Annotated in this window: 13 protein-coding genes; 10 read left to right on the forward strand and 3 right to left on the reverse strand. The window is 41.7% G+C overall.

Annotated features, from left to right (window positions below; genetic code table 11):
- The coding region (locus E1163_RS31020; RefSeq protein ID WP_155172832.1) for a hypothetical protein at positions 1-284 on the reverse strand (284 nt) is incomplete at its 3' end.
- Positions 285-754: 470 nt separating this feature from the next.
- On the opposite strand from E1163_RS31020, the gene E1163_RS13990 reads away from it, so the two are divergent.
- The 3 genes from E1163_RS13990 (at position 755) to E1163_RS14000 (ending at position 3,709) form a co-directional block, all read left to right on the forward strand.
- Positions 755-1,501, forward strand: a complete 747-nt coding sequence (locus tag E1163_RS13990; RefSeq protein ID WP_185156088.1) for a hypothetical protein — start codon at positions 755-757, stop codon at positions 1,499-1,501.
- 179 nt (positions 1,502-1,680) lie between these two features.
- On the forward strand, positions 1,681-2,886 hold the full coding sequence (locus E1163_RS13995) for a hypothetical protein (RefSeq protein ID WP_155172835.1): 1,206 nt from the start codon (positions 1,681-1,683) through the stop codon (positions 2,884-2,886).
- A 19-nt stretch (positions 2,887-2,905) separates the two neighbouring features.
- A complete protein-coding gene (locus tag E1163_RS14000) occupies positions 2,906-3,709 on the forward strand; it encodes an alpha-ketoglutarate-dependent dioxygenase AlkB (RefSeq protein WP_221418000.1) in 804 nt (267 codons plus the stop codon).
- A gap of 22 nt (positions 3,710-3,731) precedes the next feature.
- Here E1163_RS14000 and E1163_RS14005 read toward each other — a convergent pair whose 3' ends face one another.
- Complete coding sequence (locus tag E1163_RS14005; RefSeq protein WP_155172838.1) at positions 3,732-3,947, reverse strand: helix-turn-helix transcriptional regulator; 216 nt, start codon at positions 3,945-3,947, stop codon at positions 3,732-3,734.
- 173 nt (positions 3,948-4,120) lie between these two features.
- On the opposite strand from E1163_RS14005, the gene E1163_RS14010 reads away from it, so the two are divergent.
- The 7 genes from E1163_RS14010 to E1163_RS14040 all read left to right on the forward strand — a co-directional run bounded on the left by E1163_RS14010 (position 4,121) and on the right by E1163_RS14040 (position 9,039).
- Positions 4,121-4,273, forward strand: coding sequence for a hypothetical protein (locus E1163_RS14010; protein WP_155172840.1), 153 nt, complete (start codon positions 4,121-4,123; stop codon positions 4,271-4,273).
- Positions 4,274-4,833: 560 nt separating this feature from the next.
- Positions 4,834-6,555, forward strand: coding sequence for a hypothetical protein (locus tag E1163_RS14015; RefSeq protein ID WP_155172842.1), 1,722 nt, complete (start codon positions 4,834-4,836; stop codon positions 6,553-6,555).
- A 9-nt stretch (positions 6,556-6,564) separates the two neighbouring features.
- On the forward strand, positions 6,565-7,008 hold the full coding sequence (locus tag E1163_RS14020) for a hypothetical protein (RefSeq protein WP_155172844.1): 444 nt from the start codon (positions 6,565-6,567) through the stop codon (positions 7,006-7,008).
- A gap of 161 nt (positions 7,009-7,169) precedes the next feature.
- The gene (locus E1163_RS14025; protein ID WP_155172846.1) at positions 7,170-7,511 is read left to right on the forward strand and encodes a hypothetical protein; all 342 of its coding nucleotides are present in this window, start codon (positions 7,170-7,172) and stop codon (positions 7,509-7,511) included.
- Between the two features lie 28 nt (positions 7,512-7,539).
- Positions 7,540-7,983: a hypothetical protein gene (locus tag E1163_RS14030; protein ID WP_155172848.1), complete on the forward strand. Its 444-nt coding sequence runs from the start codon at positions 7,540-7,542 to the stop codon at positions 7,981-7,983.
- A gap of 16 nt (positions 7,984-7,999) precedes the next feature.
- On the forward strand, positions 8,000-8,440 hold the full coding sequence (locus tag E1163_RS14035; protein ID WP_155172849.1) for a hypothetical protein: 441 nt from the start codon (positions 8,000-8,002) through the stop codon (positions 8,438-8,440).
- A gap of 47 nt (positions 8,441-8,487) precedes the next feature.
- Positions 8,488-9,039, forward strand: coding sequence for a hypothetical protein (locus E1163_RS14040; protein WP_155172851.1), 552 nt, complete (start codon positions 8,488-8,490; stop codon positions 9,037-9,039).
- A 98-nt stretch (positions 9,040-9,137) separates the two neighbouring features.
- On the opposite strand, the gene E1163_RS14045 is transcribed toward E1163_RS14040, so the two are convergent.
- Complete coding sequence (locus E1163_RS14045) at positions 9,138-11,597, reverse strand: TonB-dependent receptor (RefSeq protein ID WP_155172853.1); 2,460 nt, start codon at positions 11,595-11,597, stop codon at positions 9,138-9,140.
- Between the last annotated feature and the right edge of the window lie 412 nt (positions 11,598-12,009).

Consider the following 12,009-nt stretch of genomic DNA (forward strand, 5'->3'; position numbering starts at 1 on the left):
AGAGCAGACTTTTCTTCCCCATTGAAAGATACATCAGAATGGTAGAGGGCCAGATCATGGATTAATCGCAAAGATTTGGAGAACTCTGAAACACCATGAAACATGATGTAATCCAGAAATTCAGCCTGAGAGGGTAATAAAGATTTTTGAATTTTTGATACTTGTCGGGTATCAACCGCTGTGTCTGCCGAATTACCTTTCAGGCAGATACATTGACCATTTGGAGTTTGCATAATTAAATGGATTAGATGAATAAAAAGAGGAGAGGTCACTGCAAACTCCATTAAAGCGGTGCTTTAAATAGGTCTCGGGACTTCCACCCGTATGCCTCTCCAGGATTTTCTGTTTAAACCGATAGAATGCTAGTTGCACCATGATAAATTATAATAGAGTTTGCATGTCAAATATACGAGTTTAAACGGATAGAGGAGCAATTCTTGAGCTTTGTTGAAAGTCCAGGTGTCATTTTTCTCGTCATCGCGCGGAGGTGATCGCATGATCCGCTTTCTCCTTTGGTTGTAGCATTTGCGCATCCCTGTACGAGCAACTACTTTTGTAACTCATTGAAATGCTGAGCCTTCGGGTTTAACTATTTATGCACCTGCTACCCCGAACCAATAAGATGAGTAGCTGTGGCACTGGATTAATTAATAAGTGATTAATTTGCCAATATTGATGAAAGAAAGGTAGCCTTGCAAAACCCATGCGGTATACCAAAGGCACGATTCATAAACAGATTTTTATAAAGATTACTATGCAAAATTACTTGGTCGTTTTACTCATCTCCATTATAACATATTCTATTTCGCACGGCCAAACAAACTGTGGAATAGCCTTGCCACAGGACAGTACGGAATGGGGATTAGGTTTAATTATGTCCCCGGATGGAAACTACATTCAAGCGGAAAATAAAGATGGTATCGATTTGTTTTTCAATTGGAGCCAAGTGAATATTCCTAATGATAGTTCAATACCTATTAAGCAAGAGGATATAATTTACGCGGGGTTTTACAGGCCTTTTTTTAAGGTATACGAGATCAGAGGCACTAAATTTAAAGTATTATCAAATACCTTAAAGGGTGGTTTATGGATTGAGTTTGATGAATTAATAAAAAAAGGAAGTCCATTCTACACCTATCACTCCTTCATTCTGGCTCCGGATAAGCTACCTGAGCGTTATCAAAATGTATTTCGAGCATTAAGTTTAGGTGTTAACTTATTTAATAGCTGCCTTAATTTAAGAAAAGAAAGATCAGTTGACAGTGAGGTTGTTATTTGTATTCCAAATAACACCACCGATTTGGAATACTCAGAAGTTCAAATCATCGAGAACCGGGATGCGTGGGCCTATGTAAAGTATCAAAAATTAGTACAGTATGAGGATCATGGAGGTTCTGGCGACGGTTGCCACTATAAGGTAGTAAAAGAAGCTTATGGGTGGATTAAGGTGATTGACGAAAAAGGATATCCAAATATATGGTTTCCGTTAATAGAGGAATAATAATTATATGAGTGTCTATGTAAGCCTGTCCCTATATAAATTTACCCCTCTGGTCCCTTTAGCGTCCGCTCAATCTAGCATTTGCACATCCCTGTACGAGCAACTACTTTTGTAACCCATTGAAACGCTAAGCCTTTGGTATTAGCTATTTTACGCACTTGCTACCCCGAACCAATAAGATGAGTACTGAAAACCAAATATCGAAATCGAAAAATGCCCTCCTTGTACTGCCTTCAGCCAATGGAGAAAATGAGGAGATTAAGTATTTAAAGGACAACTTCTGCGGGGAAGTATTTGAAAACCCGGCTGATGTTCAATTATCAAATTACCTGAGGGTTTATGCTTGTGGTGATTTGGAAAAGCTGGAAGATCAGGGTATTTCTATTGATGTAATAGAGGAGCTTTCCAGCAATTATGAAAACCTTGGGAATATCCGGGTAATAAAGCTTGGCCAAGTACCGGTTGTTATTCATGATGCAGGGGTATATTTCAGGGACATGTTTGATGATTATGACTATTTCAATTTGATTCAATCAGAACATGTTTTTCAGGAATTGACGGAATCAACAAAGCAATCAAAGGCTTTGAGAAAAGGTATTTACCTTTCCCCTGTTTCTAAAGAGGCCACAAATGAGGGTGAAGTTCTTCATTACCGGCTTTTAAGGTGTTCCAGTAACCTGACCGGTCCAACAGATAACTTTCGCAAAGCTGATCACAACATCGTTGATACACTTAATGACGCTGTCAGGCACGTATTCGACAAGGAAACGCAATTTAATCATGTATTGGCCCAGGTATATGAAAACCAAAAGAGCGAGAATGGAAAAGAAGCAAAGGCAAAAATCAAAGCCCACTCTGACAAGACCAAGGATATGCCTCTGGAAGGGTTAATAGCCTTTTGTACCTTTTATGATCAATCGCAGTTTGGGTACCTCCAGCCTTCCCAAACGGACAGGTATGACTGGTGCTATAAAAAAGCGAGTGGGTTAACCCGGCTACTTTTTAAATTGAAAAATAATGTGCAGGATACATCCCTGGTAAAAGAGTTCAGTGTTACACTTTATCCGAATTCTGTATTCCTGATCCCTCTTTCGACCAATAGGTTATACACCCACGAAATAAGACCATCTACACTGAACGTTGATATGATCCCGGTTAGAATGGGCTATGTTGCCCGTTGCTCTAACCTGGAGGCGGTATACAAGAATGACGAGGTATTTATCAAGGAGAATGGTGAGTTGCTGAAACTGGAACCCATGACAGAGGAAACAATGGGTGATTTGCGAAACTCCTACTATAAAGAAAATATTAGTGAGGAAATGGTTGAATATGGAAAGATCCGGTTTAGCATGAATTCCGGTGATTATAAAAGGCCTATCTATTAACCAATCCACCAACCTGGGCATGATGAATAACACTGAATTTCATAAAATAATACTTCCTCTAGATCAGGATTTGTTTAGTGAGCTCTCCAGTTCTGTTCAATTTGAAGTAACCGGTAAAGGAAGACTTGGCAATCATTTGGTGCATGAAGGTGAGGAAGGAATACCGTTGGTTAGAACTACCACCAATTATAGCATTCCTGCCCATACCTTTTCTGACCAGCATAAAATGATCGTTGATAGTATTCATGCAAATTTCAATGATGTTAAGCAATCGGCAATACCACTTTTTAATAATGCTTTGATTGAAATATATGACCGGCACTACACCAAAATGAAATACCATTCGGATCAGTGTATTGACGTGGCTAATGACTCATATATTGCCCTGTTCTCCTGCTATGAAAAACCGGAGGAACTTACCGAGCAATCTATAAGAAAGCTCAAAATTAAACACAAGGAAACCCAGGAGGAGTCGGAGATTTTATTGACCCATAATTCGGTTGTGCTGTTTTCAGTATCAACAAATTCAAAATACCTTCATAAGATTGTGTTAGAGCCCGTCAGAGGTATGAAGCCGTTGAAATCTGATAACAGGTGGTTAGGCATTACTTTTCGTAAATCAAACACCTTTATTCAATTCAGGAATAATTTGCCCTGTTTTCCAAATGGCAAAATCCTGAAGTTAGCAGACGAAAGTCAAAGCAAGGAGTTCTATAAATTAAGAGGGGAGGAAAACAAGCATATGGATTTTAAATACCCTGAACTCTACTACACCCTCAGCCTGGCTGATACTTTACGCCCTGAAAAAGGAAAAGCCAGTTAGTAATTTAATCTGATCATTTAAATCACTTTTGTTTTGTGGGGTATAAAAGCTCCCTCACGTCAACATTCAGTACTGCGGCAATCTTGATAAGGGTTTCAAGGGAAGGTTGCATGTCATTGGTACACCAGCGAGAAACAGTCGTTCTGTTTTTCTTAACTTTTTCAGCCAGCCATTTGTTGGTCCTGTCTTGCTCAGCCAGGACTACGCGTATTCTATTGATTTGCTTTTTAGAGGTCATTTGAATCGTATTACTATATTTTAATAGCGATACAGTCAAATTTAGTTCATTTCAATGTTGTTGATAATTCATATAATTAAGCTATATTTGAATCGTATTACATAACTTATGATACGTATTAAGATGTATTAACACTTTAATTTGCATTATTTTATTAATTAAATTTTTTTGAAATGGATAGAAAATACACTCAGGACGAGGTAAATCAGCTTCTTTCGCTGCAGCTTGAGAACCTGAATGCTATGCACAATTTACTAGGTTTAATGAAGCTTCAGAATGATCTCCTGGTTCAGGTAATTTCCCGATTGAACCAACTGGATAGTTAACGATCTTTCCTTTGGTTATCTGGCATCAGTTAGAGAATACTGCATACTATTTGCACTCTGACTAGAAACTGACTCGCGGGCTGTACACCTTATGAAAAATTTTTAATTTTTTTACCATTACCTCACCGAGATTCAAACTGCTGAATTACAGTAGTGTTAAGTATCGGGTAGGGGCTTCTTTTCGGAAAGTGATTCGTGCCGTCGGGAAAGAACACTTGCGAGATAGCGATGGAGGTTGTACTTTGTAACTGTCTAATAGAGGCTCAGGTCGCAATGGCAACGACCATAAACCAATGTTTCAGGAAGGAAGCATTGAACTAATTCCCGATCCCCATAGGGAATTAAAGAGAGAAGTTTAACCAGATCAAAAAGGCATTTTATTGAGCGGACAGTCCCTTGAAAAATTCAGGGCTGGCAGTTTCCGTAAGGTTTGTTTTTCGTGACCACTTTTGGCACGGACAGGCAAGTGTTTTTCTTTGAAAATCCCCCATGTTTCTTAGAAGCGGGCCTTTGGTGAAAATACTAAAACCCCATATTCACTATGAATGATTTAAGAACCAATGAAAACCAACAGACTGCGGTCAATGATGGTTGGGGCGGTAATTCTGGGAATTACATGGTCTTGCCAAAAAGATGAGGCAATAAAGCCTCAGGAAGAACAGCTAAATTATCTGACAGCGTCAGACATGGAAGGGATGACCCGGCTTGGCAAAAAGCTGGAAAACCCTTACGCGATCGAAAACATGCGGAAAGCCCTGGAAAACCTAAAGGCGTCAAACCCGGACGGAAGAATAAACGGTGAAGATGTGGAGATAACCACTACCCATCTTTACATCCGGTTTAAGCCAAAGACGGAAGATGAGTTGTCTATCCTGCAAAAGGATTCTACCCTCATCCTTTACTCTTATCCGCTGGACTATGAAATCGACCAGCCCGGAGATTTCTACCATGACCCCCAAGTGCCGGTTGACCAGCCTACCTATCAATACTGCGCCGTGGAGGCAGACAAAAAGCTCCCCGACGGAGTAAAGTATGAATTGCTGGCCGAGCTGTTTATGCCCGATGAAGAAAGTGATGAAGCGGATGAGAACAATGGCAGGTTTGCCTCAGCCGAATGGGTAGAAACGCTGGTAGATGAGGCACTTCGTATTACTGGCAATCTTGAAGAAGATGATGTGGATAATCCAAATGCCCGTAAAAGCAAATGGAGGCCTTCAGGGCGTATCAGGGTGTGGGACGACGCAGCAAGAAGGCTTGTGCCTGTAGTTGGTGTGGAAGTAAGGGCTAGAAGGTGGTTTACCACCCATATCGCCTGGACGAACAGTAATGGGTTTTACTCAGCAGCCGGAAGATTTAGGCGAGATGCAAACTATAGTATAAGATGGGAAAAATACCATTTCAGTGTGCGAACAGGCACTTTTGGCCAGGCCACTTATAACGGGCCTAAGCGGCGTGGAAACTGGAATAAGGATTTTGGGAGTGCAGGAAGCAGAGGTGTTTCTGACAGACATCAGTATTACGCTTTGATATTTCAGGCTGCCAGAGACTATTATTATGGAGCCAGGTTTGGTCTGTCCAGTCCTCCTAGAAATAGTGATTTAAAACCTCAGGTAAAAATAGCTGCCGATATCAAAGCAAGACAAAATGACAAGCCTAGCCATTCCGCCATGTATGCAAGAACCGGGGGATTACTTCCTTCAATCTATATTAGAACATGGACTGATCGGGCAGACAGAGTTTATGCAGTAACTACACATGAACTTGCCCATGCCGCTCACTGGAATATGGATAGAGACGCATTTAAATTGTTGGTTGTAGGAGCCTATGGAGCTAAAGTAGCTAGTAGTGAGGCCGTAATTGAAAGTTGGGCAAATGGAGTAGAATGGCAGTTTGCCCAAGCAAGGTATAGAAATTTGCTTGGTATTGCTGGATATGAATATGAAGATGACAAAAGAATTAATCGTCATGTATTTCCTCCTGATGGTAGGAGTAATGGCAACTATCAAGAGCAAAGGCTAGCTGGTTTTAATGAAAGAGCTAATGATTTAATTTATTGTTCAATAGTAGTGGATATGATAGATAACGAAAATCAAAGATTTACCAGAGGGCATGGAGGGAGTGTGGCTTATCCGGTTGATAACGTAGCAGGATACACTATCCTGCAAATTGAACAAGGTTTACGTGGGGCCTCTTCCTGGTTAGAATGGAGAGAGTCGATGAAGCAAAGGCATAATAACCCCACGGAAGAAAATATAAATGAATTATTTAATAACTGGTACTAACTAATAATCATGAAAAAAATAATCTTAATGCTCTCTGTTTTTGCTTTTTTGTGCCAAGGTTGCACGGATAGGTTTGATCGCATAAATCGAAAGTATGTTTTATACAACGGTACAGAACATGAAGTAAAGGTTGATATATATGAACGTGGAAAGTTTCGATCTACTTCATCCATAAAAGGGAAAGGAGTTATTGATGAGGCAACTTCAAGCAATGATGCAGGAAAAAGCCCAAGTGTTTCGCAAGCTTTTGGCATGGATTCAGTGGTGGTAACTTACAACAATAAAAAGCGGCAAATTTATTATTATTCGGATTCAACCTACATGTCAGAGACCATTCCTGAAACAAGGCATGATCTTCTAGCCGAATCAGTTTATGAAGTAATTAATAACGAGCTATATCGATTTACCTTCACCGAGGCTGATTATGAAAATGCAGAGGAAATAGGAGGGTAAATTCAAGCCATAAACCCTCTGCGTAGCTCTATGCAGCGGGTTTATACTTACTGATAGTTATGAAAAAAATTGAAATAATGTTTTGTGCATTTCTAATCATACTTGGTTCATGTGATACGGACTGTAATGATTGTGGGCCTACAGGGTATACTCAATACTACATGAAAAACAGTAAGGGTGAAGACATCAGGTTATACTGGTTTGGAAACACTACTCTTCCATCTAATATAGCCCATGAGTTTGCAATATCTGCCGGAGAAAGAGTGTTGCTGTATGAATCATCGTCAACAGGTACTTCAGGGCTCATTAGCACCCCTCCCTTTAACAGCACCACTCCATACGATTCTATTAAGATGGAGTTAGCATCTGCCACGGCTTCCATTTATCTAAATGAAGATTGTAATAGGAGTGATAATCCTCTTTGTGAGGAAAATTATGAACTCCTGGAATTTGTCGACACTAAAAAGCAACAAATAAAAGTGTGGGAGTTTGAAGTGAAGTAAATGGACTTTTAACAAATCGACACCTAAAATGAGAACAATGAAAATTATTGGTATTTGTATGGTTTTGTGTTTTCTGCAAAATTGTGGGACTGATCGGATTGATATCATAAGGAGGGCTTACAGACTCGAAAATGGTACTTCTAGTGAAATTAAAATTGAATTCTATCGCTATGGAATATTCAAACACACACAACATATAATAGGAGAAGGTTTAATTTTTGAAGGTTCGATGGACAATGATGGAGGAGCACACTTAAGCGCAGGGGGTGCATTGGGCGCAGATTCGATTATTGTGGTTTTTGATAATCAAAAAAAGCAGATTTATTATCATGGTGATATAGTGGTGACTGCTACCCCACCTACTGATAGGAATGTGCTTTTAAATGAAGCATACGAAATTATTAATGATGAACTATATCGCTTCACCTTCACCGAGGCTGATTATGAAAATGCAGAGGAAATAGGAGGTTAAACTCAATAAACATTATATGAAACAACTAATTTTAATATTCGCACTTTCAGCGTCCTTTGTTATGGTGTCGTGTGATTGGGGCAGGAAAACATTTTCGAGATACGTGATCGTAAACGACTCTGATCATGAAGTGATTTTAAAGTCATTTGACAGGGAGAGTCAAACACTCCAAAAAACTATTCAACTCTTAAATAAAGGAGATGTGTGGGAATTTGAAAAATTTGAGACTTCGGAGCCAGGGGGTGGGATCATACCGCCAGAATATTTTTTTGAAGGGGATTCTATTCTTGTAGAATTTGATGCTGAAAGGGTGCTGATCTACATAGGAACATATTCAGAACGAAACATTCTGTATGAAAACAATTATGATTTGAAAATGATAGATAATACTAACACCGTAAGCAGATACTATTTCACCGAAGCCGATTATGAAAATGCAGAGGAGATAGGAGGGTAACTCCGGTAGATAAATTTAACCTTAATATTTTAAGCACTTTTACAATAATGAAGTCAGTCTTCTTGTTTTTACTGATCGTTTTTTCCGGCTCGCTTGGTGCTCAGTCAAAATGGAACAACTACCTCGGCTTTTATTTTACAGGTGATGCTGAAATGTATTATACGGGCATTTCCGTACAGTTAGGATCAGAATTTCATTTAAAACACCATCTCTCAATCAGCCCTTATATCCATTATTTTAGCAACGATAAAGGGGATCACTCCTTTGAAGCCTTGTCGGCTGCGGTGCTTCTGCAGTGGAACTTTGGCAAAAAGAAAAGGTTGTATGTGGCTTCCGGCTTGGCCTTTCAAAGGGCGGTGGAAGAAGATAATTTTTATACAGATACCATAGATCGGTCCATTTTCCTGCCGGCCTATCGTTTTGGGCATGAAATCCCCATAAATAGAACTGTGCTTTGTCCTGAAATATGTTTAACCGGACCTTATCATTCTGGTCATACCACTGAGCTTTTTACGCTACCCTCTATAGGTATCAGGCTTTACCGCCAAAAAAGTAATATTGACAATTTACCCCCGGCTGAAGGTAGCGCGCACTACTGACTGTTGTTTTTGTTTTCAAAAGTAAAGCCCGGCATCACCCGGGCTTTTAACTCCAATGTCAGTCAGAGTGCAACAACAAATTATGAATTTATCTTTCGTCAGAAACTGGCCTTTACCTCAAGGGAATATAGCCTGCCAATGAACGGTGAGGCGGTGAACTCTCTGAATTCCGCATCAAAAAGGTTAGTAACTTGTCCGGAGACTGTAAACACTTTGTTGACCCTGTAACCGAGGCCGAGGTCTACATTGACAAAACCTCCCAGTGGGCCATAATTCCAGGTGTCTGCGCTTCTTGCATTTTCCTTTATCGGCACACCGCGGTACACAAGGTCCTGGGTTTTGGCAGCGATCTGGAAGCTGGAGAAGTAGTCGTACTCCTGTACCCAGCGGGTGAATAAGGTGCCAAACCACTTTTCTGAGCTGTAATTAAAACCAATGCTGGCTTTGTTTTTTGGCGTATTGACCAGCACATCGAGCTTATTTACTTCACCATCTTTATTGAAATCGTTTGCAGCCAGATCATCTTTATCAACACTGTAATCGAAGTAAGAATAGTTAACTGTGGTGCTTAATTGCTCAGTAATGGCGTAGGTAAGGCCGAGGTCGGCGCCGTAGGTATTTACTTTTCCGAAATTTACGTAAGTGGCCACCAAACCGCCGTACACGCCATAGCCACTTTGTACCTGGCTTATTGGCACGCCACCCCTTTCGGTAGCTACGCCCACAACCGTTACAGGGCTGAGGAAATCCTCAGAAATGTTGTAGTACGCATTGGCGTCGATAAACAATTTCTTAGGAGCAAGCTGACCTTTGTAACCCAGTTCAAAAGTCTGGATCTTCTCCACTTTCTGCTTCTCTACCGTGGTGCCATCAGCCAGCGTAAAGCCTTCCGCATTGCCCAGTATCAAACCGCTGAAAAGGTCGCCGTACATATTGAGTATGGTAGGTGCGGCAATACCCTGGCCGTAAGTCAGGCGCCATGAACCCAAAGTGCCGGTCCTTACTATTCCTGCTTTAGGAATGAAGTTAAACCCATAGATTTCATGGTTGTCGCCCCGGAAGGCCACTACCGTCTTTAAAGTTCCGCCAAATTTTTTCTCTACCTGACCATAAAAGCCGATCTGGTCTACCTGGATGTAGTCATCCGCATTTTGATCAAGGAGGTAAGTGCCTTCGCTGTTGGCCAGGTCGCGCTGCCACTGGCTGCCTACCACAATTTCGAACTCGCCAAAGGTGTTGTTGTATTGCAGCTCGGCATTGTAGCGCTGAGAATCATCGATAAACAATGCCCCGGTGGAGTAGGAGTGCTCACCTCTTGCCTCAGCATCGGAAAGCCCGGCGTCAAGACCTGAATAGTAGGCTTTGGTCCGGTCATCGATGGAGTAGGTGTCCTGCGTTTTACTGGTGCTCATGTATGCCTGGGCAAACCACCTTGGCGAAGTATAGCGCAGGTGGAACTGGTTGATCTTCCAGTCTATGATCTGGTTGCGGCCCACATTGGTAGGGGCGAGGTAAGTGCTGTTGCTTCCGCTGTAGCTGAGTATGAGGTCAGCGTCTTCTTTTACACTGTAGTACAGGGCGGCTTCTCCTCTCAGAAAGCTGAAATCATTATCCAGCTCCAGCTCTTCGTAACCTTCTTTAACACCATCCGGGCCGGGATTACCGTTGGCATCCAGCCTGTCGATGTAGACAGAGTCCACGAAGTCAAACTCCTCACCACGGGTATATTCGCCGGTTATTTTAAAAGCAAATTTATCGTTGATCACCTGGGCATGCCTGGCTCTGGAGGTGAACATGCTCTGGTTCCCGGCCCCGAGTGCTATGGTTGTGCCTTCCGATGTTCTGGGGTCTTTGGTGATGGTGTGTACCAGTCCGTTATGGGCATTGGGGCCATAGAGTGCAGCGTTGGGGCCGAGGATGACCTCTACCCGTTCTACGTCCTCTTTCACCTGCGTAGTCAGTGGTCCGAAGGGCAGGCCAGTGGCTATCAGGGTGGCATAGCGGCCATCATTGAGCTGCAGGTTTTTAGCATTGAAGTTACTGTTAAAGCCCCGAATGTTGACCCCGGTGCCTACTACACCTGAGCGGATAAAGTCAACACCTTTCACTCTGGCCAGCAATTCGCCAGGATTAAACGAGGGCAATTCTTCTATCTGCTTTGCAGTAATAAGCTCCACAGTAGCCGGTGATTCGGTAATCTTTTCAGCCCGCCGGGTGCCGGAGATCACTATCTGGTTGTTGAGCATGAGGAGTGACTGGCTTAAAGTGATCTTGCCAATATCTGTGATGCCACTGCCCACTTCTACCTGCTGCTCGTAGTTCTCATAGCCGATGTATGAGATTTGCAGGATATAAGTTTGTGGAGAAAGGTTGCTGATGGTAAATGTACCATCTACATCAGTAGTGGCACCGGTGGTAGTGCCTTCGATGATAATGCTTGCACCGACCAGGGGATCGCCGGTAACATCTGTTATTTTTCCTGTGATACCGCCTTGTTGCGCCAAAGCCGGGAGTACCGCCTGTAAGGTTATGAACGCAATGATCACTAATTTCTTCATAGTTGTAAGGGTTTTTAATGACTTAGTAATTAAACCTAGTCAAATACCTATACCCCTGACATTTTGCATAAAAGATACCATGGGCTGACTTAAAGGGGTTATTGAAGTACAAATATTTTTAAGTTATTGATAATCAGTGTTTTGTTGCGTTAAAAAGTACCTTCGACTTTCTTTATTCATACAGGTCAATATTTGAATTATCCGAAGAATATTAATTTCAGCAACCGGTAAGTTATAAACCGCCAGACAAGATAAAGCCTGACGGGTTCAGGTACAAATGATGGTTCAATCCGAATTTGTTCAGAACGGTAACGAACTGTACTAAACAGCAGCTTTATTAAACTTCCAAAAGTTTGGTAAACAACCCATCACACCCCCTGGCCCCGGTGGCTCGTCCCCCGACAGCCACCTT

Origin of the sequence: Fulvivirga kasyanovii, from assembly GCF_009711405.1 — a bacterium.
Taxonomy (GTDB): Bacteria; Bacteroidota; Bacteroidia; order Cytophagales; family Cyclobacteriaceae; genus Fulvivirga; species Fulvivirga kasyanovii.

What these genes read in the sequence shown, in the direction of transcription:
- E1163_RS13990 (WP_185156088.1), top strand. Translation starts at nt 755, where the DNA reads ATGCAAAATTACTTGGTCGTTTTACTCATCTCCATTATAACATATTCT.
- E1163_RS13995 (WP_155172835.1), top strand. Translation starts at nt 1,681, where the DNA reads ATGAGTACTGAAAACCAAATATCGAAATCGAAAAATGCCCTCCTTGTA.
- E1163_RS14000 (WP_221418000.1), top strand. Translation starts at nt 2,906, where the DNA reads ATGATGAATAACACTGAATTTCATAAAATAATACTTCCTCTAGATCAG.
- E1163_RS14005 (WP_155172838.1), bottom strand. Translation starts at nt 3,947, where the DNA reads ATGACCTCTAAAAAGCAAATCAATAGAATACGCGTAGTCCTGGCTGAG.
- E1163_RS14010 (WP_155172840.1), top strand. Translation starts at nt 4,121, where the DNA reads ATGGATAGAAAATACACTCAGGACGAGGTAAATCAGCTTCTTTCGCTG.
- E1163_RS14015 (WP_155172842.1), top strand. Translation starts at nt 4,834, where the DNA reads ATGAAAACCAACAGACTGCGGTCAATGATGGTTGGGGCGGTAATTCTG.
- E1163_RS14020 (WP_155172844.1), top strand. Translation starts at nt 6,565, where the DNA reads ATGAAAAAAATAATCTTAATGCTCTCTGTTTTTGCTTTTTTGTGCCAA.
- E1163_RS14025 (WP_155172846.1), top strand. Translation starts at nt 7,170, where the DNA reads ATGAAAAACAGTAAGGGTGAAGACATCAGGTTATACTGGTTTGGAAAC.
- E1163_RS14030 (WP_155172848.1), top strand. Translation starts at nt 7,540, where the DNA reads ATGAGAACAATGAAAATTATTGGTATTTGTATGGTTTTGTGTTTTCTG.
- E1163_RS14035 (WP_155172849.1), top strand. Translation starts at nt 8,000, where the DNA reads ATGAAACAACTAATTTTAATATTCGCACTTTCAGCGTCCTTTGTTATG.
- E1163_RS14040 (WP_155172851.1), top strand. Translation starts at nt 8,488, where the DNA reads ATGAAGTCAGTCTTCTTGTTTTTACTGATCGTTTTTTCCGGCTCGCTT.
- E1163_RS14045 (WP_155172853.1), bottom strand. Translation starts at nt 11,597, where the DNA reads ATGAAGAAATTAGTGATCATTGCGTTCATAACCTTACAGGCGGTACTC.